This window comes from Bradyrhizobium sp., from assembly GCF_052389815.1.
Taxonomy (GTDB): Bacteria; Pseudomonadota; Alphaproteobacteria; order Rhizobiales; family Xanthobacteraceae; genus Bradyrhizobium.
Genome location: NZ_JBQTHN010000244.1, coordinates 1 through 24,078, shown reverse-complemented (window position 1 = coordinate 24,078; position 24,078 = coordinate 1). Strand labels below are relative to the sequence as shown.

Genomic DNA, 24,078 nt, shown 5'->3' with positions numbered 1-24,078 from the left:
GCGCGCATGGGAAGGTCCGGCGTCGCGGCCGGATTCTTCCTTCCGCGTCACAGGGAGGAACAACAATGCGCAAGTCTCTGCTCAGCGCCGTCGCGGTGGCCGCCCTTGTGCTGCCCGGCTCGGCTCTCGCCCAAGGCGGCACCATCAAGATCGGCATTCTGGTCGCACTCGAAGGCGCCTTCGCGACCGGCGGCCAGGACGGCGTCCGCAATGTCGAACTGGCTCTCAAGCAGGTGAACAACTCCATTGCCGGCAAGAAGGTCGAAACCGTCGTGGCTCCGACGGATACCAAACCCGACACCACGGTCCGTATGGCCCGCAAGCTCGTAGAGCAGGACAAGGTCGACCTCATCCTCGGACCGCTTTCCGGCTCGGAAGGCATTGCCATGCGCGATTTCGCCAAGACCATCCCCGACAAGGTGGTGATCAACGGCATTTCCGGCGCGCTCGAGACCACCTGGGTCGATCCAGCGCCGAACTTCTACCGATTCAACCTCGACGGGTCGCAATGGGGCTACGGCCTCGGCAACTACGTCGTGAAAAAGAAGGGCTGGAAGCGCGTGGCGACGATCGCAGCCGATTATTCGTTCGGCTACACGAACTTCATGGGCTTCGCGGTAGACTTCTGCAAGTCGGGCGGCGACATCGTCCAGCGCTTCTGGCAGCCGCTCGGCCAGTCGGATTTCGGCGGCATCATCGCGCAGCTGCCGGACAATGTTGACGCCATCTATCTCGGTCTCGGCGGCACGGACGCGATCAACTTCCTCAACCAGTATCAACAGGCCGGCGAGAAGACCCGCCTGATCGGCGGCACCATCATGGCCGACCAGACGGTTCTGACGGCGAAGGGCAAGGCGAAGGACGTGCTGAAGGGCACGCCGACTTCGGGCCCGTTCGCGGCCGACAACACCGACCCGGCCTGGACCGCCTATGTGAAGCTGTATCAGGACAGCTTCCCGGCCGACAAACGTCTCCCCTCGCCGTCGCTGTTCGGCCTGGGATACTACACGGCGACGCTGGCCGCCATCAAAGGGCTCGAAGCGGCCGGGGGCGATCTGTCGAACGGACAGGCGAAGTTCAAGGCAGCTCTGAACAAGCTTGAGCTCGCCAGCCCCGTCGGCAAGGTCACGCTGAACGAAAACCGCCAGGCGACCGGAACCGTCTTCGTCAACGAAGTGGTCGATGGTCCGGATGGCAATATGACGAGCAAGATGGTCGCCAAGACCGAGAACGTGAACCAGACGCTCGGCATGACGAAGGAACAGTTCCGCGCCATCGGGTTGCCGTCGCGCACCGCGGTCGACTGTCCCAAGTTGCGCGCAGGCGGCTGAGCGCGTCCCGTTGAGTCGTTCGCGGCCGGCACTGCGAGCCGGCCGCCCACTCCTTGGGGAATCCGCCACTACGGACTCCAGGGCGCGGACTCGCCGGGAGCGTCTCGATGACCCTGATCGGCTATCTCACGCGCACCCATTTCGCGGAAGCAGCGATCGAGGATGCGCTGCCCGAGGAAGTTGGGCCGCTCGCCCGGGCGCTGGTGCTCGTCGACGACGAGCCCGGAAGCGCAGCCGTGTGCACGCGCGTGCAGGAGTCGCTCAGCCAGACGACGATCAGCCTGGCACGGGCCGATCGGGCCATTCCTGCCGGAGACGCAACCTCGCGGATCCTGAGCGCTCTGGACGACATCCAGACGGACACGCTGATCGCCGTGGGCGGAACGGCGGCCGTGGGGCAGGCGCGGCTCGCGGCAGAGCATGCGTTGCGGCGAGGCGAACGCCTTACGCTGATCGCCGTTCCGGCCAGCCTTTGCGATTTCGGTCTGGCGCGGCGGGTGCGCCTCGGGCAAGACCCGCCCGTCGCCTGCCCTCGCCCCGACCGGATCATCGCCGATCCAACCGTGCTCGAAGGCGCGCCCTCTCGCCGCCTGGCGGCTGCTGCCATGGAGGTGCTGGTCCACGCCATCGAGGCCTATGCAAGCCCTGTCTACCACCCGCCAGCGGATGCGCTTGCGCTGGAAGCCACAAGACGGCTGACGCGCTGGCTACCGGTGGCGCTTGCTTCGCCCACGCACCGGGAAGCGCAGCGCGAATTGATGGCGGCGGCATTGACGGCCGGACTTGCCCTGGAAAAAGCGGTTGGCGGGGTCGATGCGCTCGCCGAACCGATCAAGGCCGAACTCGGCCCCGGCGTCGTGCAGGGCGATCTGCATGCGCCATTGATGGCGGCGATGGTCGACTTCAACACCGAAGCCGTCGGCGATCGATACGACACCATGGCCGAGACTTTTGCCAGGGCGACGCGGGAACTGCACTTCAGCACCGCAATCGGAGCTTTCGCCCGGGCCGTCGGCCTGCCGACGTCCCTGCGCGAGATCGGAATCGATCCGTCCCGGTTCGACCGATTTGCAGAAATGGCGGCGAACGACCCCGGAGCCCTTGCCAACCCCCGGCGGCTGACCCCTGGCGACTGCCGCCGCATCCTCGAGGCTGCCTGGTGAGTACGAACAGGAAACACCCGGAACGAGACAAACGGCGCGGGCCGGCGGCAACCGAGGCGATTTGCCTGTTGCCACAGCACGATCTCCTTATAAATTCATCGATCACCGCGCACGAAGATGGGCGGGGAGGAAACCGATGAGTATCGCCCACGCGGTCGCACATGGTGCGTTCGGCCGCGCTTGTCTTTACGAGCTGGATCGCCCCATGGCGCCACATGCCCATCGCGAGGGGCATCTGATCTTTCACGTCAGCGGCCCGGCCGCCAGCGTGGTCATCGACGGCAAGACCCTGCCGCTTACGCCCGCGAACGCGACGGCAATCAGTCCATGGCAACCGCATTATTTCGCGCCGATCGACCGGCGCCAACCAACGCTGACGCTCGTCCTCTACATCCGCCCGGGCTGGTTCGCCGATGCGAGCCACACGGCCTTCGAAATCCTGCGCTTCGGCAGGCCAGCCGTCGAAATGAGCGATCACATCACCCGGCTTGCGTCGGAAACCGCGCGGCTGCTTTCCGCCCATGGCGGCAGCGACGGCTCTTTCGAAGATCGCCTCGGTGCTCTCACCCAGGCGGCCTTCGATCAAACCTGGCAATGGACGAGCGCAGGTGACGGGCCGGCCGCCCACGGCCTGGTATTGCGTGATTTCCGCCTCAGGCGCGCGATAAACCTCCTGAGCGACAAGCTCGGCGAACCTGTTGACCTTGCAGAGATTTCGCGGAGCGCCGGCCTTTCGCGCCCGCATTTCTTCAAGCTGTTTCGCGAGCAGATGGGCCTGCCCCCCACAATCTTCCGCAATGCGCTACGGATGGAGAGCGCGATAGAGCGATTGGCCAGAGGCGTGGAAACGGTTTCCGAGATCGGGCTCGATCTCGGCTTTGCGACCCCGGCAAGCTTCTCTCGTTTCTTCATCGCCAACGGCGTCGTGCCGCCGAGCGCGTACCGGCGCAGCGTCTCGGCTCTCGCGCATTGATCGATCAAGCAAAGAGGTGCGGAACTCGAAAGAAGAGACGTTCGGGCTAAAGAACAGACGTTTGGGAAAGGACAGGTCGGGAACTTCAATCTAGCCTTTGTCCAACGGTGGCGGAGGTCCGCCACCGGAAGCCGTCGGGCCGTTCTGAGATGGAAAATTTCATCAAGCGTTATCCGCTCTGGAGCCTGATCGTCATTCTGTTGGTTGCGGCGTTCCTGTGGCTCGTGCTGGCGCCCTGGCCACCCGAACTGGCGGCGAGCTGGGGCCGCAAGCAGATCTTCCTGAATGCGCTGCTCGGCGGCATCACGCTTGGCGCGCTCTATTTCCTGGTGGCGGCCGGATTCACGCTGATCTTCGGCCTGATGCGCATCGTCAATCTCGCGCATGGCTCATTGTTCCTGATCGGCGGATATCTCGGATTCGAGATCGCGACCGCGTCGGGTTCGTGGCTGCTGGCTTTCCCGGTCGTCTTCGTCGTGGTGGCGCTGATCGGACTTTTGATGCAGCGCTTCATCTTCTCGAAGATGGAAGGCGAAGAACTCCGCCAGACGCTGGTCAGCATCGGGCTTTCGATCGTCCTTGCCGACCTCATGCTCTGGTGGTGGGGCGGGCAATCCTATTCGATCCTCGCCCCGCAATTCCTGCAGGGACCGATGGAACTGCCGCTGGTGAGCAACGTCAACGCCTCGACCGGCGCGGTTACGTGGCTGCGCTACCCGGCCGTGCGGGTCTGGATCCTGATCGCGGCGATCGTGATGGGCATTGCGATGTGGCTCGTTCTGAACCGAACCGCGCTCGGCATGCTGATCCGTGCAGGCGTCGACGACCGTGAGATGCTGGCCGCCTCCGGCGTGCGCATCCAGCTCGTGTTTCTCGTGGTGTTCGGCTTCGGTGCCGGGCTTGCCGGTATGGCCGGCATCGTCGGTGGCACGTTCCAGTCGCTGTCGCCGGGGGAGGACACGCGTTTCCTGCTGGCAAGCCTCGTGGTGGTGATCGTCGGGGGCATGGGCTCGATCGCCGGCGCGGCCCTCGGCGCGCTGATCATCGGGGTGGCCGAGCAGATGGGCTTCGTCTACGCGCCGACCTATTCGGTCGTTTTCACCTTTCTGATCATGGCGGCGGTGCTGGCGTTTCGGCCGCATGGCCTCCTGGGCGCGAGGCGATAGGACATGTCGATCGCCGATAACCTCCCTCGCCTGGCCAGCCGCGCCGATCAACGGATCGGGCTGGATCGCATTCCCGTCGCATGGTGGATCGCCGCGATCGTCCTGCTGTTCCTGCCGGTCGTGGCCAGCGATTTCTGGCTGTTCCAGGTGATGGGCTGGACCTTCATTCTGGGCATGATCGGGCTCAGCCTGATGTTCCTCGCCGGCTATGGCGGAATGGTGAGCCTGCTGCAAATGTCGATCGCCGGGACGGCCGGCTACATGGTGGCGATCCTCGGGCCGTCGGGCGTGCTCACCGTCAGCCTCGGCCTGTCCTGGTGGATCGTGCTTCCTGCCGCGTTCCTGATCGCGGCGCTTTTCGCCACCGTATCGGGCGCGCTCGCCGTCCGCACGGAAGGCATCTACACGATCATGATTACGCTGGCGATCGCAGCGGCCTTCTTCTATTTCACGCGGCAGAACTACTCGGTCTTCAACGGCTATTCCGGGTTCAACCTGGTGCTGCCGCCGCAGCTGTTCGGCGTGAACTGGCGCGACCCCCTGCCCTTCTACTATCTTACCCTTGGCTGCGCCGCGCTTTGCTACGGCGCAGTCGTCTATGTCGCGCGCTCCCCCTTCGGGCTCGCCCTCCAGGGCGTGCGCGACAACCCGCGCCGAATGGCGGCGCTGGGCTTCAACGTGACCGCCCATCGCGTGGCGGCCTACGCGCTGGCAAGCGTTTTCGCCTCGATGGGCGGCATCCTTCTGGTCTGGCAGAACGCGCAGATCGCGCCGGGCACGATCGGCATTTCCGCCGCGATCGACATACTCGTGGTCGCGGTGGTCGGCGGACTGCGCCGCCCGCTCGGACCGTTCATCGGTGCCTTCATCTACGTGCTGCTGCAGGTGTTCTCGTCGGACATTCTCGGCTTTTTCGGCTTCTCGGCGGACCGCTTCAAGCTGATCATCGGCATCGGTTTCCTGGCAGTGGTGCTGTTCTCGCCGGATGGCGTGCTGGGCCTGTGGGATCGCTGGCGCGCGCAGGTTGCGGCGCGCGACGCCGCCGCGACGGGAGACGGGGCATGAACGCGCCTGTCGCGCCCTCCCGGATGAACCTGCTCGGGGCAAGCAACCCCGCCTCCGGCAATGCTCTCGAACTGCGCGGCATCACCAAGATGTTCGGAGCATTGGCCGCGATTTCGGATGTGACGCTGTCGGTAAAGCCGGGCGAAAGGCGGGCCGTTCTCGGCTCGAACGGCGCGGGCAAGACCACGCTGTTCAACTGCATCACCGGCGATTTTCTCCCCACGGCAGGCCTGATCCGGTTTTTCGGCGAGGACGTGACGGCCTTCCCGCCTCACGAGCGGATCCGCCGGGGCTTGCGCCGCACCTACCAGATATCTTCCCTCTTCACCGGCTTGAGCGTGATGGACAATGTCTACCTCGCCTGCCGCGGTGTTTCGCGAAACCGCTTCTCGCTGATCCGGCCCCGCCCGGACGACGCCCTGGTGTACGCCGCGGACGTGCTGCTCGAAGCCGTGCATCTGACCGACGAGAAGGAACGCCTGGTCGGTGAACTGGCCTATGGCCAGCAGCGGCAGCTCGAAATCGCGCTCGCGCTCTCGGGCGCGCCGCGCTTCATCCTGTTCGACGAACCGGCAGCGGGACTCTCGCCCACCGAGAGACGCGACCTGATCGACATCCTTACCTCGCTGCCGAGCCACATCGGCTACATCATCATCGAGCACGACATGGATGTCGCCCTGCGCGTCGTCGAAAGCGTCACGATGATGCACAATGGCCGCATCTTCAAGGAGGGCCGCCCCGAGGAAATCGAGGAAGATCCCGAAGTCCAGGAACTTTACCTCGGAGGCGGACATGGCTGAGCGTCCACACCGCCCGACGGGTTCGTCCGCGCCGTTCCTGCAGCTGCAGGGCGTGAATGTCTTCTACGGAAGAAGCCACGCGCTTCAGGGCGTCGATCTTTCGCTCCATTCCGGCGTGCTCTCCGTCGTCGGCCGCAACGGCATGGGCAAGACCACGATGTGCAAGGCGATCATGGGCCTTGTCCGGGTCTCTTCCGGATCGATCCGCTTCATGGGCGAGGAACTCACCGGGCGGACACCGGCGGAGATCGCCCGGATGGGCATTGGCTATGTGCCGCAGGGGCGCCGGCTGTGGCGATCGCTGACGGTGGACGAGCATCTGCGCCTGATGTCGACCGCCAAGGGAAACTGGACGCCGGAGCGCATCTACGAACTGTTCCCGCGCCTTGCCGAACGGCGCCACAATGGTGGCGGCCAGCTCTCTGGCGGTGAACAGCAGATGCTGGCGATCAGCCGGGCACTCCTGATGAATCCGCGCCTGCTGATCATGGACGAGCCGACCGAGGGCCTCGCGCCGGTCATCGTCGCCCATGTCGAGGAAACGCTGGTTCGGCTCGCCGCGGAGGGCGATGTCTCGATCCTCGTCATCGAGCAGAACATCGGCGTCGCAACCCAGATGTCCGATCCCGTGGCCATCATGGTCAACGGCCGGATCCATCGCGTCATCGCCTCGCAGACGCTCGCCGCCGACCGCGACCTCCAGCAGCGACTGCTGGGCGTTGGCCGCCACAGCCACGACGAAACCGAAGGGAACGGCGCGCCCGGCGCCGCCGCGCCGCGCAGGCCCGCCGAGAGCGCGCCGCAGGGGCCGACGCGGATCTACAACGCCAATCCGGCGCAGCCGACGCGCTGGTCGGCGGACGTCCCCGCAGCACGGATCGAGGCTGCGGCACGGACCGTGTCGCGCCCCACCCTCGCAACGCTCGACGGCCGGCGCGTGGGCGATGTTTCTCCGCTCGCCGCGCGCGCCCCGCAGGAGCCGCACGTCATCATTGCCGGCACCCTCGATACCAAGGGTGAGGAGCTGCGCCATATCCGCGACATCATCAGGGCTGCGGGCCTCCGCACGCGGCTCGTCGATCTGTCCACGGTTGGCCGCAATCAGGGCGCCGACGTTTCCGCACAGGAAGTCGCGCTGGCCTCGCCAATGGGGTCCGCCGGCATCGCCTCGGGCGATCGCGGCACGGCGGTGGCCGCCATGACGGAGGCATTCCGCGCTTGGATCGGCCAGCAGCAGAACGTTGCCGGCATCATTTCCGCCGGCGGTTCCGGCGGCACGGCGATCGCGACGGCCGGGATGCAGATGCTGCCCGTCGGCGTGCCGAAGATCATGATCTCGACCATGGCGGCGGGCAATGTCGCCGCCTATGTCGGACCGACCGACATCGCGATGATGCATTCCGTGACCGACGTGCAGGGCCTCAACCGGGTTTCGCGCGCCGTGCTCGGCAACGGAGCGCATGCGATGGCGGCGATGGCGCGCAACTGGATCGAGCAGAACGCGCCAAGCCCGGGCCGGCGCGCCGCCGATCGTCCGCTGGTCGGCATGACGATGTTCGGCGTCACGACGCCGTGCGTGCAGCAGGTCGTCAAGCTGATCGAAAAGGATTGGGAGCCGCTGGTCTTCCACGCCACCGGCATCGGCGGCAGGTCGATGGAAAAGCTGATCGATTCCGGTTTGATGCAAGGCGTGATCGACGTTTCGACGACCGAGGTCTGCGACATGATGATGGGTGGCATTCTGGCGGCCACCGAAGACCGCTTCGGGGCCATCATCCGCACCCGCCTTCCCTACGTAGCCTCGGTCGGCGCGCTCGACATGGTGAATTTCGGTGCGCCGGACACTGTTCCGGCGCATTACCGCAATCGCAACCTGTATCCGCACAATCCGCAGGTCACGCTGATGCGCACCAGGGCGGAAGAGAACCGGCGGATGGGGCGCTGGATCGGCGAGAAACTCAATCTGATGGAAGGCCCGGTGCGCTTCCTGCTGCCGGAAGGCGGCGTGTCCGCGCTCGATGCGCCGGGAAAAGCCTTCTGGGATCCGGAGGCGGATGCCGCGCTGTTCGGCGCCATCATCGAAACGGTGCGGGTGACGGCCAACCGCCAGATCCTCCGGCTTCCTCATCACATCAACGATCCAGCTTTCGCCTCCGCCCTGGCGCAGCATTTCCGCGCCTTGCACCAGAGCCGCTCGCGCGGCGCATCCGGCAGGACCTGACCGATGCCCAGCTTCCCTCGATCCGACCTTCTCGCACGCTATCGCGCCATGATCGCCCGCGGCGAGCCGATCGTCGGCGGCGGCGCCGGCACGGGACTTTCCGCCAAATGCGAGGAGGCTGGCGGGATCGATCTCATCGTCATCTACAATTCCGGCCGCTTCCGCATGGCCGGCCGCGGCTCACTCTCCGGGATGATGCCCTATGGCGATGCCAATGCGATCGTGATGGACATGGCGGGCGAGGTGTTGCCGGTGGTGAAGCACACGCCTGTTATCGCCGGGATATGCGGTACGGATCCGTTCCGCTCGATGGACGTCTTTCTCGACGAGGTGAAGCGGATAGGCTTCTCCGGCGTGCAGAATTTCCCGACCGTCGGGCTGATCGACGGTGTGTTCCGGCAGAACCTCGAGGAAACCGGCATGGGCTACGGCCTCGAGGTGGAGATGGTGGCGCTCGCGGGCCGCAAGGGCCTTCTCACCACGCCCTACGTGTTCTCGGATGCGGATGCGCTCGCCATGGCCAAGGCCGGCGCGGATATCATCGTCTGCCATCTCGGCCTTACCACCGGCGGCTCGATCGGCGCGGAAACGGCGCTGAAGCTGGCCGATTGCCCTGCGATCGTGGATCGCTGGGCCGAGGCGGCGCTCTCGGTCAATCCGGAGGTCATCATCCTCGTACATGGCGGCCCGGTGGCCGAGCCTGCGGATGCCGACTTCATCATGAAGAACACGCGGCATTGCCACGGCTTCTATGGCGCCTCCTCGATGGAGCGGCTGCCGGTGGAAGTGGCGATCCGCGACCAGACGCGAGCTTTCAAGACGATCGGCCGCAAGGGCGGCGCAGACGAAAACCCGGCGGGGACGACCCGCCGTTCAAGCGCCACCCGGTAGGACCGGGTCGGCGGACGGGAGAACGACATGACGGGGCAACTGATCGGAACCCTCATTCTCTGGCTCATCGTGGCGGTGATCGTCATTGCGATCATCGTCTATCTGGTGAACTGGCTCTACCGCCGCTCCTCGAAGGAGGTGTCGTTCGTCCGCACCGGCCTCTTCGGGGAAAAGGTGGTGATCAACGGCGGCGCCTTCGTGCTGCCGATCATCCACGACGTCACGCCCGTCAACATGAACGTCCTGCGGATGGCGGTGACCCGCGCGAACGACGACGCGCTCATCACCCGCGACCGGATGCGCGTCGATATCGACGCCGAGTTCTATGTGCGCGTGCGCCCGCAACGCGAGGCGGTATCCGTCGCGGCCGCCACGCTCGGGCGGCGCACGCTGCAGCCCGATCAGCTGAACACACTGCTTTCCGGCAGGCTCGTCTCGGCGCTGCGCTCGATCGCCTCCGAGATGACGATGGAGGAGATGCACGAGAAGCGCGGCACCTACGTGCAGCGCGTGAAGGAGTCGGCTGCCGAGGCGTTCGACCAGAACGGGCTCGAGCTCGAAAGCGTCGCCATCACCAATCTCGACCAGACCGACCTGCAGTATTTCAACCCCTCCAACCGCTTCGATGCGGAAGGTCTCACGCGGATCATCGGGGAGATCGAGGAGAAGCGGAAGCTGAGGAACGACATCGAACAGGAGGCGATGATCAAGATCCGCACCCGCAACCTCGAAGCCGAGCGCCAGTCGCTCGACATCGAGCGGGAGAGCGAGTCGGCACGGCTCGAACAGCAGCGGGAGATCGAAATTCGCCGCGCCATGCAGCGCGCCGAGGTGGCGCGTGAACGCGCTGCGCGCGACACGGAAGCCGAGCAGGCGCAGATCCAGTCGCGCGAGGAAATCGAGAAGGCGCGGATATCCAACGAGCGCGCCATCAGCGAAGCGCGCATCGCCTCCGATCGCGACATCCGCCAGAAGGAAATCGAGCGGACGCGCGCGGTCGAGGAAGCCGAGATCACCGCGCGCGAGCAGGTCGAGAAAGCACGGATCGCGAATGAGCAGGCCATCAATTCCGCCCGCATCGCCTCCGAACGCGACATCCGCCAGCAGGAAATCGAGCGCACCAAAGTGCTCGAATCCGCAGAGATCGCGGCTCGCGAAACCACCGAAAAGGCGCGCATCCTGCAGGAAGCCGCCGTCAATGCGGAGCGTATCGCCCGCGAGCAGGAGGTGCGCAACCGCGAAATCGAACGAACCCGCACTCTCGAACAGGAGGACATTGCCGCCCGCGAAGCCATCGAATCGGCTCGCATCGCGCAGGAGGAGCGCGTGCGCGCGCTCCAGATCGCACGCAACAAGGCCCTGGACGCCGCGGAAATCTCCGCCCGCGAGGCCACGGAAGCTGCGCGCATCGCCCAGGAGAAGTCGCTGGCGGCGGAACGTATCGCCGCCGAGCTCGCAACGCGGGAGCTGGAGATCCAGCGCGCGGCGGCACTCGAGGGCGAGGAAATCCTCAAGCGCGACAATGTGGAGCGGCAACGCATCGCCACCGAGCTCAAGCTCGAGCAGGAACGTATCGCCTCTTCCAAGACCCGCGAAATGCTGCAAATCGACCAGAAGAGGACGATCGAGGTTGCCGAGGAAGAGCGCGCCATCGCGCTCGCCGCCAAGAAGGTCCAACGCGCCGATGCCGACAGGGTGCTGCGCCAGGCCGAAATCGTCGCAAGGCAGGAAATCGAGAAGGTCGACATCGCCCGCGAACAGGCGCTCGAAGCCACGCGGGTGGAACGCCGGCGGGCGCTCGAGCAACTCGAGATCGCCCGCGCCCAAGCGCTGCAGGAGGCACAGATCACTTCCAACGAGGAGGTGGAACGTGCGCGCATTTCATCCGATCGCGGGCTCGACGAAGCGCGCGTGGGACGCCAGCGCGACCTGCGCAAACTCGAGATCGAGCGCGAGCGGGACGTGGAGAACGCCGCGATGGAGAAGGCCATCGCGCTCTATGCCAAGTCGCTGGAGGAATCCGCAGCCCAGGTGAAGGCCGAACAGGCCCGCGCCAAGGCCGTGGAAGCGGAAGAAGCCGTGAAGACGGTGCAGGAGAGCGAAGGCGCCAAGCGGCGCAAGGTCGTCGAGGTGATGCTCGCCGAGAAAGCGGCAGAGGAAGCCCGCATCGCCGCCGGCGCCGACAAGGTGCGCCGCGCGGTGGAAGCGGAAGCGCAGAAACTGCTCTACGAGGCCGAGAACGTTCTGTCGGACGGCGCACGCTACGGACTGTTCCGCCGCCGCCTGCTCGATCGGATCGAGGGTATCGTGCGCGAGAGCGTCAAGCCGATGGAAAAGATCGACGGCATCAGGATCCTGCATGTGGACGGCCTCGCCGGTGGGGGCAACGGCGGTTCCGCCGCGCGCACGCCGACGGACGAAGTGATCGAGAGCGCGTTGCGCTACCGCGTGCAGGCGCCGCTGATCGACGAGGTGCTGAAGGAGATCGGCATCGAGGGCGGAAGCCTTGCGCGGATGGGCGGGCTGATCCGCGAAGCAAGCGACATGCAGCGCATCGGCAAGGAGACGCCCGGCGCCAAGCCGAAGGATGCGCCCGGTGCGAAGCCGAGGGATGGCGGGTCCGGCGGCGGCAAGGCCAAGGAGTAAGGGGTAATGGCCCGGGTATACGTATCCAGCGTTATCAACGCCTCCGCGGCGCGGGTCTGGTCCCGCGTGCGCGATTTCAACGGGTTGTCGAACTGGCATCCGGCGATTGCCGAAAGCCGGATCGAGAATGGCGAGCCGGCGGACAAGGTGGGCTGCATCCGCAGCTTCTCGCTCCGAAACGGCGACCGGCTGCGCGAGCAACTGCTCGGCCTCTCCGATTACGACATGTTCTGCACCTACTCGATCCTCGACTCGCCCATGCCGCTGACCAGTTACGTGGCGACCCTGCGGCTTACGCCGATCACCGACCAGGACAGGACCTTCATCGAATGGTCGGCCGAATTCGACTGCGCCCCGGACAAGGAAGGCGAGCTGGTTTCCAACATCGGCGGAGGCGTGTTCCAGGGCGGCTTTGACGCGCTCAAGCGCGCCTTCGGAGGCTGACGTGCCGAAGGTCGTTCGCAGCACGATCGTCGATGTGCCCGTGGACCGGCTCTGGGCGGTGGTACGCGACTTCAATGCGCATGACCAGTACCATCCTATCGTGGCCACCAGCCTGATCGAACGCGGCCATCCGGTCGACAAGGTCGGCTGCGTTCGCCGCTTCACGCTCGAGGACGGCAGCGAGCTGCGCGAGCAATTGCTCTCGCTCTCCGATCTCGAAATGACCTGCAGCTACTGCCTGCTCGATACGCCGATCCCTCTCTTCAACTACGTCGCGCACATCCGCCTGCTGCCGGTGACGGACGGCAATCGCAGCTTCTGGCACTGGGAAAGCCGCTTCACCACCCCGCCGGGGCGCGAGGAGGAACTGGCGCGCATGGTGGGAGAAGAGGTCTACGTCGCCGGTATGGAGGCCGTGCGCCGGCTCCCACAACTGCAAACGGAGGGCATCTGACATGCCGCTCGACGTGCGCGTTGCAACCAGCATGGCGGAGGCCGCAGGCCTTCTTGCTGCGGACCAGCGGACGAAGCTGCTCTCGGGCGGCACTCTCGTGATGCGGGATGTCAACGAAGGGCGGCTCCTCGAGGGCACGCTGCTGCGGATTACCGATCCCGCCTTCCGCCAGATGAATACTTCCGGCGCACGCATCGAGCTCGGCGCGGGCGTGACGATGGCGATGGTGTTGAATAACCGGGATCTCGCCTATCTCCACGCCGCCGCGCGCGCCGTGGGCGGCCCCGCCATACGGCAGATGGCGACGATCGGCGGCAACCTCTTTGCCGGAACGCCCTATGGCGATTTTGCCGTTGCGCTGCTGGCGCTCGATGCGCAGGTGATGGTGCAATCGGGCTACGGTTCCGCTCGCGCCATCGCGATCGAGGAGTTTCTCAACTCGCGTGAACGCGGATCTTCCGGTCTCGTCACGGCCGTGCAGTTTGCAAGGCCGCAGAACGCGGCAGATTTCCGGTTCTACAAGGTGAGCCGGGTGAAGCCGAAGGGCCTTTCGGTAATGAGCATCGCTGCCCACCTGCCCAATGCCGGCGGGCGGATCAGCCAGGCGCGCATCGCCTACGGGGCGATGGCCCCTACACCGGTGCGGGCGCGGGGGGCCGAGCGCGCACTCGAAGGAAAGACGCTCGATGCAACCGGCATTCAGGCTGCGAAGGCTGCCGCGCTCGAAGGCACCCGGCCCGCCACCGACGCCATCGCTACCGAATGGTATCGCCGTGAAGTTCTGCCGGTGCATCTCGGGCGGCTCCTGACCGGCGAAGGACATTGAGGAACCCCGCATGGCAAAGATCCCCGTTCAATTTCGCCTCAATGGATCGGACCGCGCGGCCTTCACCGACGCCGCCGAGAATCTCCTCACCACGCTGCGGCGCGGGCTCAACGAGTTCGCGCCGAAATATGGCTGCGGACAGGGCACATGCGGGGCCTGCACCGTGCTGATCGATGAGGAACCGCAGCTCGCCTGCCTCACTTTGGCGGTCGCCTGCGAGGGCCGCCATGTCGAGACGGCCTCCGGCCTGGCGGACGGGCCGAATCTGCATGCGCTTCAGGTCGCGTTCATGGATAATTTCGCAGCGCAATGCGGCTTCTGCACGCCCGGCATGCTGATGGCTGCCCGTGCGCTCCTCGACCGCAACCCGAACCCCAGTCGGGAGGATGTGATCGAAGCGATCGCGGGGAACATCTGCCGTTGCACCGGTTATGAGCCGATCATCAGCGCCATTCTCGCCGCGGCCACCGCTCGCGGCCAGAAGCGCGCCTGAGGGAGAACGCGATGCTCGATATCCGGAAAGACTTCTTCGCCAACGAGCGCGATGACAATCTCAACGTCATCGGCAAGGGCATCCAGCGCCAGGATATGCCGGGCCATGTCACGGCGCGCTCGCGCTTCTTCGACGATCACGCCTTCGAAGGCTTGCTCCACCTCAAGGTCGTGCGCAGCCCGCATCACCATGCCCGCATCCGCTCCATCGACGTCGGCGCGGCAGAGCGCGCGCCCGGTGTGAAGCGCATTCTGCGGGCGGCGGATGTGCCGGTGAACAAGAATACCTTGCTCAGCCTGATCAATTTCGGCAAGGACGACGAGCCCACACTTGCAGTCGACAAGGTCCACTACAAGGGCGAACCCGTCGTGGCTGTTATCGCCGAAAGCGAGGCCGCCGCGATGGCTGCGCGCAAGCTGGTGCGGATCGACTACGAAACGCTGCCGGCCGTCTTCGACGTCGAGGAGGCGCTCAAGCCCGGCGCGCCGGTCGTCAACGAAACCTATCCACACAATTACTTCGAGTACCACGAGAAATTCGATCATCAGAAGCTGCGCTTCGGCGACACGGAGAAGGCCTTCGGCGCCGCCGACCTCGTGATCGAGGAGCGCTACCAGACTTCTCCCATCGAGCATGCTCCGACCGAGACCAACGGCTCGATCGCCGCGCCGGAGCAGAACAACCGCTTCGTCGTGCATTCCTGCGCGCAGGGGCTGTTCTTCTCGCTGGGCACGGCGGCAAAGATCCTCGACATCGAATCGAACCGGCTGCACTTCATCGGCGGCACCGTGGGCGGCGGCTTCGGCGGCAAGGTGGATTCGCTGACCGAACCGCTCGCGATCCTCGGCGCGATGCTGACGGGCCGGCCCGTGCGCTACGTGCTCGATCGCGAGGAGGAGATGCTCTACGGCTCGCCGCGCGGCGCCGAGCGCATCTACATCAAGGACGGGCTGATGCGCGATGGGCGCATCGTTGCGCGCCATATCCGTTCCTATTTCGACGCCGGCGCCTATACCCGTCTCTCCTCCTATGCCGCCATCAAGTGCACGGCGCATGTGCCGGGCCCCTACTGGATCCCGAATGTCTCCTCGGACATCTGCGTGGCCTACACGAACCGCTGCCCGTCCACGGCGATGCGCGGCTTCGGCATCACGGCGGTCGATTTTGCGCTCGAAGTGCAAATGGACAAGCTCGCCCATGCCGTGAACCTGGATCCGATGGAGTTCCGGATCCTCAACGCCTATCGCGATAACGACATGAAAGCGCATCGGCGCGTGGCGAAGAACACGGCGCTGATCGAATGCGTGCAGGTGGCGGCGGAGAAAGCGCGCTGGCCGCTCTCCGAAAGCGCCCGGCGGCAATCCTCGCTCGAGGGCGGCGGACAGGGCGAGCGCGGGCAGATCCCCGCCACGCCCATCGATCAGCGCGGGCAAATCGGCCGCCCTGAGACGCGCAATGCCCCTGCGACGCAGACCCTGCCGGCCGGCACCATGCGCATCCCGCTGACGAAACAGCCGGAGCTGGAAGGCAGCCGCGACGCGCGCCCGGTGGCGCCGAACGTGCCGCGCTACGAGCCGGCGCGCCCGATGGCGCAGCCGGCGGTGCAAGCCCCAGCGCCGCTCGTCACGACCATGCCTGCCGCTCCGCCGCCCCAGCCTGGCGCGCCCCCTCCAGCCACGCCGGCTCCAGCCGCCCAGCCTCAACACGGGGCGATGCGCTTCTCCTCGGTCTTCGGAACAAGGAGGCGGTGAAATGGCACGGCACAGAGGCCGCGGCATGGCTGCCGTCAACTATCCGATCGGCATGAATCTCGGCGGCGATCCCAGCCAGGCGCTGATCCACTCCAACCCCGATGGCAAGTTCACCGTGGCGCTTTCCGCGATCGATCTCGGCCAGGGCATGAAGCAGGTGACGCGGCAGGTTGCGGCGGAAACGCTCGGCGTGCCGATCGAGGATGTCTATGTCGATACGGCCGATAGCGATACCGGCCCGCACGACATGGGCTCGTTCGCCTCCCGCGGCACGCATCGCATGGGCAACGCGGTGATTGCGGCGGCGCGCGAGGCCCGCGGCGTCCTGCTTGAAGCTGCGGCCGAAGAGCTCGAGGTCAACGCCGCCGATCTCGTCACCGACGGGCGCGGCAATATCCATGTGCGCGGCGCCCCTTCCCGCTCGATCACCGTGAAGGCGACCGCGCAAGCCGCGCAGTTCAAGCAGGGCAAGACGATCGCCGGGCGCGGCATTTTTCTCATTCCGCTCTCCGCAGTCGATCCGGAAACCGGAGAGATGAACCCCAACACCGCCTTCGCCCATGCCTGCCTCGTGGCGGATGTGGAGGTCGATGACGAGACCGGCGAAGTAACGGTGCTCGGCATGGCGAGCGCCTATGAGCTTGGCCGGGCGCTCAATCCGAAAATGGTGGAGCAGCAACTGGTCGGCGGGGCCTGGATGGGCCAGAGCCATACGCTGTTCGAGACGCCGGAACCCTATTATCCCAATCCGGATCACGGTCCGCGCGATTTCAACGAGTACCTGATGCCGGGGCCGGGCGATATCGCGCCCTATTCGGTAAGCGTGCTGGAGCGCCCGGCACCGGATGGCCCGTTTGGTGGCAAGGGGCCCGGCGAAATGTGCGCCAATCCAGTTTTGCCGGCGGTGGCCAATGCCGTGTTCAACGCCGTCGGCGTGCGCGTGGACGAACTGCCGATCACGCCCGAAAAAGTGTTGCGCGGTATCCGCGCCAATGGCGGCGCACGCCCGCAGGCAAGGCGAGGCGGTTGACCATGGCGCTGCGCAGCACCGTCGCCGGCATTTCCAGCCCTGAAGCGCTCGCGGACGCGCTTAGGGCGGCTCTCTATCTCGCCGATGACGGGATCGCGACCGCAGGCTATCTCGCGCTCGCGCTCGGCAAGCCGCTGCTGCTGGAGGGCGCGCCGGGCGTCGGCAAGACGGAGGCCGCGAAGGCCATCGCCGGCATCCTCGGGCGACAATTGATCCGCCTGCAATGTTTCGAGGGGATCGACGCCGCAGCAGCGCTCTACGAATGGAACTACCCCCGCCAGATGCTGGCGATCCGGCAGGCGCAGGAGGGAACCAGCACGGATATCTACCGCGACGAATTCCTGATCGAGCGCCCAATGCTCACGGCGCTGCGCCGGCCGGATTCGACCGTGCTGCTGATCGACGAAATCGACCGCTCCGACCATGAGTTCGAAGCGTTCCTGCTCGAATTCCTCTCCGATTTCTCGATTTCGATCCCCGAGCGCGGCACGCTGCGTGCCGCAGAACGCCCGGTGGTGATCCTCACTTCGAACCGCACGCGCGACCTGCATGAGGCGCTGCGCCGGCGCTGCGTCTACCACTACATCGCCTATCCCGATCCGGCGCGCGAGGCCGAGATCATCATGCTGCGCTCGTCCGCCGTCGCGGAAAGCACGGCGCGCGCGGTGGTGGCGGCCGTCGGCATCCTGCGAGGCGAGCCGCTCTCGAAGCCTCCGGGCGTTGCCGAGGCGGTGGACTGGGCCGAGGCCGCCACCGCCCTCGCCCGCACCGGCGCATCCTGGCCGGAGGCGTTCCGTCGCTCCCTCGGCGCGGCGATCAAGGACGAGGAAGACCTCGCTCATCTGCGTCCTCGCCTCGCCCAGTTCATACCGGGGATGGCGGCATGAGCGTGAAGGTGCCCGGCGCGGTGCGCCCGCTGATCGGCTTTCCGGTCTTGCTGCGCGAGCACGGATTCATGATCGCGCCCGAGCAGACGGTAAGTTTCCTTCAGGCGGTGGAATTGCTCGGCCCGCGCACGATCGAGCATGTGCGCAAGGCCGCGGTTGCGACGCTCGCGCCCTCGCCCGAGCAGCGGGCGCGCTTCGATGCCCTGTTCGACATGCATTTCCTCGGAGCCGTCGGCGAGCCGGGAGAGGACGAGTGGCAGCCCGATGACGAGATGCAGGTGCAGGACGATATCGGCACCGAAGAGATCGCAATCGGGGAGGATATCAGCGAGACGGGCCAGGCCGCCACCCGGGCGGAAGCTCTCGCGATACGCGCCCTGCGCGCGCCGGACGATGCAGAGACGCTGCGGCGTTTTGGCACCGCCCTGCCCGATTCCATGCCCCGCCGGCGCGGCTATCGCCACACGGCGGCGCGGCGCGGCAAGGGCATCGACCTCGCACGGAGCCTGAGGGCGGCAATGCGCAACGAAGGCGAGGTGATGAGCCTGAAGCGGCTGCGGCGCGCCACGCGCCCACGCCCCGTTCTGCTGCTGGTCGACGTGTCGGGCTCGATGAAACAGCGCAGCGATGCGCATCTGGCGCTGGCGCATGAAGTCGTCCACGCGATGCCGCGCGTCGATGTCTTCACATTCGGCACGCGGCTCACGCGCCTCACCCGCGCGTTGCGGCTCAAGAATCGCGAGCACGCACTTGCCGAAGCCTCCACCCTCGTCGCCGACTGGGACGGCGGCACAAGGATCGGCGATGCGCTCGAAGCGTTCCTCGCCGTGCCGCGCTTTGCCGGCTATGCCCGCGGAGCGAACATCATCGTGCTCTCGGACGGGCTCGAGCGTGGAGACCCCTCCGCGATGATCCGCGCCGTGCATCGCCTGGCGGCGCGCGCCTTCCGCATCGACTGGTTCACGCCGCTCGCGGTCGATCCGCAGTACCGGCCCGAAACCGAAGCGCTGCGCGCCATCCGTCCGCTGCTCGCCTCGCTCGGCGATGCGAGCTCCACCTCGCGGCTCTGCCGGGCGATCCTTGCCATCGGGGAGGCGCGCGCAGCATGACAGGTCTCGTCGACGCGCATTTCCACATCTGGCTGCAGGCCGATCTGCCGTGGCTGCTGGGACCGATGCAGCCGCGCATTTTCGGACCCTATGAGCCGATCCGCCGCGATTATCCGGTCGAGGAATATCTCGCCGATTGCCGGCCCGAAGGCGTCACCGGAGCCGTCTACGTGCAGGCCAACTGGGCGCCCGCGCGGGCGCTGGACGAGGTGCGGTTCGTGGCAGAGTCCGCCCACCGTGCAGCCTTTCCGATCGCGGTCGTGGCTTATGCCGACATGCTTTCCGAGGACATCCGGCCGCAACTCGATGCATTGGCCGCCGAACCCAGCGTTCGCGGCGTTCGGATGCAGCTCCATTGGCATGAAAATCCACTCTACCGCTTTGCTCAGGTGCCCGATCTGGCGCGCCATCCGATCCTGCAGCGCAATGTTGCGCGGCTTGCCGACTATGGCTGGAGTTTCGACCTTCAGGTGTTCGCCGGCCAGATGGAGGGTGCGGCGGAGCTGGCCAGGGCCTGCCCGGAAGTGACCTTCGTTCTGCAGCATGCGGGCATGCTCGAGGACCTGACGCCGGAAGGCATCGCATCATGGCGCACGGGCATGAAGCGCCTCGCCGACTGCCCCAATATCGTCAGCAAGCTGTCGGGCCTAGGCACGTTCCTCCGGCGCAACGATCCGGCGCATGTCGCTTTCGTCGCGCGCGAAACGCTGGCGCTTTTTGGAGCGGAGCGATGTCTGTTCGGCTCGAACTTCCCCATCGAGAAGCTTTGGACGAGCTATGCCGCACTCGTCGCAGCGCATCGCGCGGGCGTGCCGGCAGCCGATCATGATCGCGTCTTCAACGGAACTGCACGCCGGGTTTACCGGCTCGGCAAATAGTTAGGGAATGGGAGGGCCAGATGGCTTTGGAGATCAAGGTGCTCGACTATGGCGACATCGAGCTCGAGGCGAGCTTTCTCGTGCTGGGGCACGATTGCGGTCGCACCCGCCGTGTCCCGACCTATGGCTTTTTGATCCTGGGCGGACCCTGGCCCATCGTGGTCGATACCGGCTATCGCAACAACGCGATCATGGAGAGCCTCGGCATGCGCGGCCTCCAGTTCCACGAGAACATGATCGAGAACCAGCTGGCGAAATACGGCGTGCGGATGGGCGACGTCCGCTACGTGCTGCACACACACCTTCATATCGACCACGCGGGCAAGGACGAACTCTTCCCGATGAACACCACCGTGATCATCAACCGGCGCGAGCTGGAATATTCGGTCTCGGGCCTGATGCACCCGCAATATCCCGCGCCCGACATCAAGCACCTGATCGACCGGCTGCACACCAAGGACGCCTTGCGCCTGGAAGACCTCGAGCTCAGCGGCATGATCGAGCTTTTCCCCGGCTGCTACATGGAGGCCGCCGGCGCGCACACCGAGGGCTCGATGAACGTCCATGTCGATACGGTCGAGGGCCGTGCCACGATTTGCGGCGACGTGATTTACGATTTCAACGCCCAGGTGGTGAATCCATTCCACGAGATTCACGCCAATGAGCCGCGCGTGACCGGCAATCACGGCGTCTCCAAACGCGAGGAGAAGGCCGCGATCAAGAAGCTGCTCGCCGGTTCGAAATTCGTGCTTCCGGTGCACGACAAGGCCGCGAAGATTGCCGGCGGACAGGTGATCGGGCGAATGGACATGGCCATTCCCGGCCCGGTGGTGCAGAGCCTGCCGCCGCGCAACTGGTTCCCGATGTAAGCAATGACAGCGGGCGGCGCGAACGACCGCCCGACCGCTGCCTAAGGGGTTCGTCATGACAACGCATGTCGCCGTCCGGCCGGGCTTTGCCGATCTCATCGATCTCTGGGCGCCGGTGCGCCAGATCTGTACCGGATTCCAGTTCACGGAAGGGCCGGTCTGGCACCCGCGGGAAGGCTTCCTGCTGTTCTCCGACATGCCGGGCGATGTGCGCCGCCGCTACGATTCGACCGGCATCCGGGAGGTGATGAAGCCGGCGAACAAGTGCAACGGCATGACCTATGATGCCGAGCTCAACCTCATCGTCTGCGAGCACGCGACGTCAACCCTCGTGCGGGAGAGACCGGGCGGGCGGCGCGAGACACTCGCCTCGCATTTCGAGGGGATGGAGCTGAACAGCCCCAACGATGTCTGCGTCAGATCGGACGGTTCGATCTATTTTTCCGATCCCTGGTATGGCCGCATGCCCGTCTACGGAGTGGAGCGGCCGCGCCAGCTTGGATTTCAGGGCGTCTATCGCCTGCCGCCGGGCGGCGGCAAACCGCAGTTGCTGGTGGACCGCTATCTGTTCGAGCAGCCGAACGGGCTCTGCTTCTCACCGGACGAAAGCCTGCTCTACATCAACGATACGGTGCAGCAGCTGATCCGGGTGTTCGAGGTCCAGGCGGACGGCATGCTTGCCAGAGGACGAATTTTCGCCTCCGGCATCTATTCGCCGAGCGAGCCGGGCGTGCCTGATGGCATGAAATGCGATGTGCAAGGCAACGTCTGGGTCTGCGCGCCCGGCGGCGTCTTCGTCTACGCGCCGGACGGCGCGCTGATCGGCAAGGTGCGCGTGCCCGAACTCGTCGGCAATCTCACCTGGGGCGGTCCGGATTTTCGCACGCTGTTCCTCACCGCGACCCATTCGGTCTATGCGGTGGAGACCAAAGTCGGCCCGCGCATCGAACCCTACATGCGGCAAGCGGCGGGACAAAGCGGAGCGGCGCCCCAGCCTGGCGCCAGCGTCGCCCGCAACGGCACGATGAAGGCGGCCCCCGGCTATGCGCTCGATCCCTCGCGCTGTGCGCTCATTATCCAGGACATGCAGAACGACGTGGTGATGGAAGGCGGTGCCTTCGCAGCTTCCGGTTCGCCGATCCACTGCCGGGAGCAGAACGCGATTGCCAACGCTTCGCGGCTGGCGGCGGCGGCCCGCGCGCGCGGCATTCCCGTTATCCACGTCTGGTTCGTGGTCGAAGCCGGCTGCCCCGGCGTGACGATGAATGCGCCGCTGTTCGAGGGCCTTGCGGATGCACGCGCGATGGTGCGCGGAAGCTGGGGCGCCGCCCCCGTGCCGGGCCTCGAGGCTCAAGCGGGGGACCACGTCGTCGAGAAGCAGCGCATGAGCGCCTGGGAAGGAACGCGGCTCGAAACCGTGCTGAAAGCCTTGAAGCGCGACATCGTCATCGTCACCGGGGCCTGGACCAACATGTCGATCGAGCACACCTCACGCACGGGAGCCGACAAGGGCTACTACATGGTGGTGCCGGAGGATTGCTGCTCGACGATGAACGCCGAATGGCATACGGCCTCCGTGAACTACGCCCTTCAGAATGTGGCCGTGGTGACGGATATCGACGCGCTGGTCGGGTCGTGGTCCTGAGGCTGCCTCACGGGGCTAGCCCTGCCCGTCCGCGGGGCATGCCCGACCCAACCAAAATATCGAAAACAACCCCATGCAAAGTAGCCTCGCGGCGGTTGCAGGGACGCTTCGGGCGACGCGCAGACGTTTGATGCGTCCTGCCATGGCTAGGGCGCGATGAAATTTGGTTGAATCGACCTTCCGGCAGGCTCGGTCCGATATTATGGCGCAAACGCCACAACCCGGGACCGATCTTGATTCAAAGGAAGTTGCACCTGTTCAGATTCTCCCGCCTCTAGGCTAAGCTGCCGAGGGGACAATCGGCATGACAATGGCAGAAGGACTTGCGATTGGCCTCGGCTTTCTGGCCATCGTTGCTCCGGACTTTTGGCCTAAGATGCCTAGGCCGCTCAGTTATACTCTCGCTGGCATCGGTCTGGCATGGCTGACCTACAGCCTCATTTTGGGCATTGAGTCCAGCACACACATGAAGCTGCAAAACGGGCCATTGGCCACGATCATCTTGGGAGCGGTCCTTATCGCCCTTGGAATGTTCTGGCACATTAGCCGCCTCGGCACTGGAGAACCGTCCCACTCGGGGCACTCGGACGCAGCAGAACAAGCGCCGCCGTCCGTCGAACCGAGCAATCATACAAAGTCGCAGCCGTTTCGCTCTGCTCGGCATCGAGAACTGCTTTCCGATGCGCTTGATCAGATCGAGATTATTTTGGATTCGCGGGGCAAAGAGGCGTCTTCGCTCTCGGATCAACTCTTCTACGCAATCTACGACATCGCTAAGCGCTATGGAATGCAGATGGCGACGCCTGAGCAAGATGCCCATCTGGCGAACTCTCTGGCTAGGCTAACCGAACAATTGAGGAAGAGCCTTTTCGAAGAGGTGCTCCGGAAAGATGATCCATTGCCAGTAAGAGAAGAGATCGCTGCCGTTTTAGGCTCTGACGAATATGTATCGGACCTTCACCATGCAGCCATTGCTGCCGCAAACATTCTAAAATCGCTCGCAAACGCACCCCATTGTGCAGAGTTGCAAACTATCCTCGGTGCGCAGAACCGTACCATCAAGGCCAGTAAGGCCCGATATGAAGAGTGGACAAAACAATGCCTAGAGCGTTCCCGCACTAAGCGCGATCAATTGAAGTGATCGGCTCATAGCTCCGCCGACCTCTCCCGAAGGGAGAGGTGAACTGCCGATGCCGCTCAACCAAAGCTAATCTCATCCTGCCCCAGCCTCGGCCATTTCCCGAGCAAATCCTGCGCGGCCTCGAACAGTGCGCTGACGCGCAGGAGTTCGACGTCGCCGCGGAACCGTCCGACGAGCTGGATGCCGATCGGCAGGCCATCGGTCCCGAAGCCGCAAGGCAGGCTGACCGCGGGATGGCCGGTCATGTTGAACGGCATGGTCCAGGGAAACCAGTTCGGGCGGACGTCGTTCAATA

General features: G+C 65.3%; 22 protein-coding genes. 21 read left to right on the top strand and 1 reads right to left on the bottom strand.

Annotated elements, in window-relative coordinates; translation table 11 throughout:
- The first annotated feature begins 65 nt into the window (after nt 1-65).
- The 21 genes from ACT4OC_RS31485 to ACT4OC_RS31385 all read left to right on the top strand — a co-directional run bounded on the left by ACT4OC_RS31485 (nt 66) and on the right by ACT4OC_RS31385 (nt 23,783).
- A complete protein-coding gene (locus tag ACT4OC_RS31485) occupies nt 66-1,331 on the top strand; it encodes an ABC transporter substrate-binding protein (RefSeq protein ID WP_444842970.1) in 1,266 nt (421 codons plus the stop codon).
- Between the two features lie 107 nt (nt 1,332-1,438).
- Nucleotides 1,439-2,494, top strand: coding sequence for a hypothetical protein (locus ACT4OC_RS31480; protein WP_444842969.1), 1,056 nt, complete (start codon nt 1,439-1,441; stop codon nt 2,492-2,494).
- Between the two features lie 136 nt (nt 2,495-2,630).
- Nucleotides 2,631-3,467 carry a helix-turn-helix domain-containing protein gene (locus ACT4OC_RS31475; RefSeq protein ID WP_444842968.1) on the top strand — a complete coding sequence of 279 codons (837 nt, stop codon included), beginning with the start codon at nt 2,631-2,633 and terminating at the stop codon, nt 3,465-3,467.
- 149 nt (nt 3,468-3,616) lie between these two features.
- Nucleotides 3,617-4,633, top strand: coding sequence for a branched-chain amino acid ABC transporter permease (locus ACT4OC_RS31470; protein WP_444842967.1), 1,017 nt, complete (start codon nt 3,617-3,619; stop codon nt 4,631-4,633).
- A 3-nt stretch (nt 4,634-4,636) separates the two neighbouring features.
- A complete protein-coding gene (locus ACT4OC_RS31465; protein ID WP_444842966.1) occupies nt 4,637-5,698 on the top strand; it encodes a branched-chain amino acid ABC transporter permease in 1,062 nt (353 codons plus the stop codon).
- Between the two features lie 23 nt (nt 5,699-5,721).
- Entirely contained in the window at nt 5,722-6,498 is a 777-nt protein-coding gene (locus tag ACT4OC_RS31460; protein WP_444842971.1) for an ABC transporter ATP-binding protein, read from the top strand.
- Nucleotides 6,491-8,719 (top strand): ABC transporter permease, encoded by a 2,229-nt coding sequence (locus ACT4OC_RS31455; RefSeq protein ID WP_444842965.1) that lies wholly within the window; start codon nt 6,491-6,493, stop codon nt 8,717-8,719. Before ACT4OC_RS31460 ends, ACT4OC_RS31455 begins: the two co-directional genes overlap by 8 nt.
- Nucleotides 8,720-8,722: 3 nt before the next feature.
- Entirely contained in the window at nt 8,723-9,610 is an 888-nt protein-coding gene (locus tag ACT4OC_RS31450; protein ID WP_444842964.1) for a phosphoenolpyruvate hydrolase family protein, read from the top strand.
- Between the two features lie 27 nt (nt 9,611-9,637).
- Nucleotides 9,638-12,256: a flotillin domain-containing protein gene (locus tag ACT4OC_RS31445; protein WP_444842963.1), complete on the top strand. Its 2,619-nt coding sequence runs from the start codon at nt 9,638-9,640 to the stop codon at nt 12,254-12,256.
- 6 nt (nt 12,257-12,262) lie between these two features.
- The gene (locus tag ACT4OC_RS31440; RefSeq protein WP_444842962.1) at nt 12,263-12,700 is read left to right on the top strand and encodes an SRPBCC family protein; all 438 of its coding nucleotides are present in this window, start codon (nt 12,263-12,265) and stop codon (nt 12,698-12,700) included.
- Nucleotide 12,701: 1 nt separating this feature from the next.
- Complete coding sequence (locus tag ACT4OC_RS31435) at nt 12,702-13,154, top strand: SRPBCC family protein (protein WP_444842961.1); 453 nt, start codon at nt 12,702-12,704, stop codon at nt 13,152-13,154.
- A 1-nt stretch (nt 13,155) separates the two neighbouring features.
- Nucleotides 13,156-13,980, top strand: a complete 825-nt coding sequence (locus tag ACT4OC_RS31430; protein WP_444842960.1) for an FAD binding domain-containing protein — start codon at nt 13,156-13,158, stop codon at nt 13,978-13,980.
- A 10-nt stretch (nt 13,981-13,990) separates the two neighbouring features.
- Entirely contained in the window at nt 13,991-14,473 is a 483-nt protein-coding gene (locus tag ACT4OC_RS31425; RefSeq protein WP_444842959.1) for a (2Fe-2S)-binding protein, read from the top strand.
- 11 nt (nt 14,474-14,484) lie between these two features.
- Nucleotides 14,485-16,224, top strand: coding sequence for a xanthine dehydrogenase family protein molybdopterin-binding subunit (locus ACT4OC_RS31420; RefSeq protein WP_444842958.1), 1,740 nt, complete (start codon nt 14,485-14,487; stop codon nt 16,222-16,224).
- 1 nt (nt 16,225) lies between these two features.
- On the top strand, nt 16,226-17,254 hold the full coding sequence (locus ACT4OC_RS31415; protein WP_444842957.1) for a xanthine dehydrogenase family protein molybdopterin-binding subunit: 1,029 nt from the start codon (nt 16,226-16,228) through the stop codon (nt 17,252-17,254).
- A gap of 2 nt (nt 17,255-17,256) precedes the next feature.
- Nucleotides 17,257-18,141: an AAA family ATPase gene (locus ACT4OC_RS31410; RefSeq protein WP_444842956.1), complete on the top strand. Its 885-nt coding sequence runs from the start codon at nt 17,257-17,259 to the stop codon at nt 18,139-18,141.
- A complete protein-coding gene (locus tag ACT4OC_RS31405; protein ID WP_444842955.1) occupies nt 18,138-19,250 on the top strand; it encodes a vWA domain-containing protein in 1,113 nt (370 codons plus the stop codon). The genes ACT4OC_RS31410 and ACT4OC_RS31405 overlap by 4 nt, the downstream gene beginning before the upstream one ends.
- Nucleotides 19,247-20,128, top strand: a complete 882-nt coding sequence (locus ACT4OC_RS31400) for an amidohydrolase family protein (RefSeq protein ID WP_444842954.1) — start codon at nt 19,247-19,249, stop codon at nt 20,126-20,128. The genes ACT4OC_RS31405 and ACT4OC_RS31400 overlap by 4 nt, the downstream gene beginning before the upstream one ends.
- A gap of 20 nt (nt 20,129-20,148) precedes the next feature.
- On the top strand, nt 20,149-20,997 hold the full coding sequence (locus ACT4OC_RS31395; RefSeq protein WP_444842953.1) for an MBL fold metallo-hydrolase: 849 nt from the start codon (nt 20,149-20,151) through the stop codon (nt 20,995-20,997).
- Nucleotides 20,998-21,052: 55 nt separating this feature from the next.
- Complete coding sequence (locus ACT4OC_RS31390) at nt 21,053-22,642, top strand: isochorismatase family protein (protein WP_444842952.1); 1,590 nt, start codon at nt 21,053-21,055, stop codon at nt 22,640-22,642.
- 304 nt (nt 22,643-22,946) lie between these two features.
- Complete coding sequence (locus tag ACT4OC_RS31385) at nt 22,947-23,783, top strand: hypothetical protein (RefSeq protein ID WP_444842951.1); 837 nt, start codon at nt 22,947-22,949, stop codon at nt 23,781-23,783.
- Nucleotides 23,784-23,839: 56 nt separating this feature from the next.
- On the opposite strand, the gene ACT4OC_RS31380 is transcribed toward ACT4OC_RS31385, so the two are convergent.
- Nucleotides 23,840-24,078 (bottom strand): amidase family protein (locus ACT4OC_RS31380; RefSeq protein WP_444842950.1); only part of this gene is annotated, 239 nt, incomplete at its 5' end.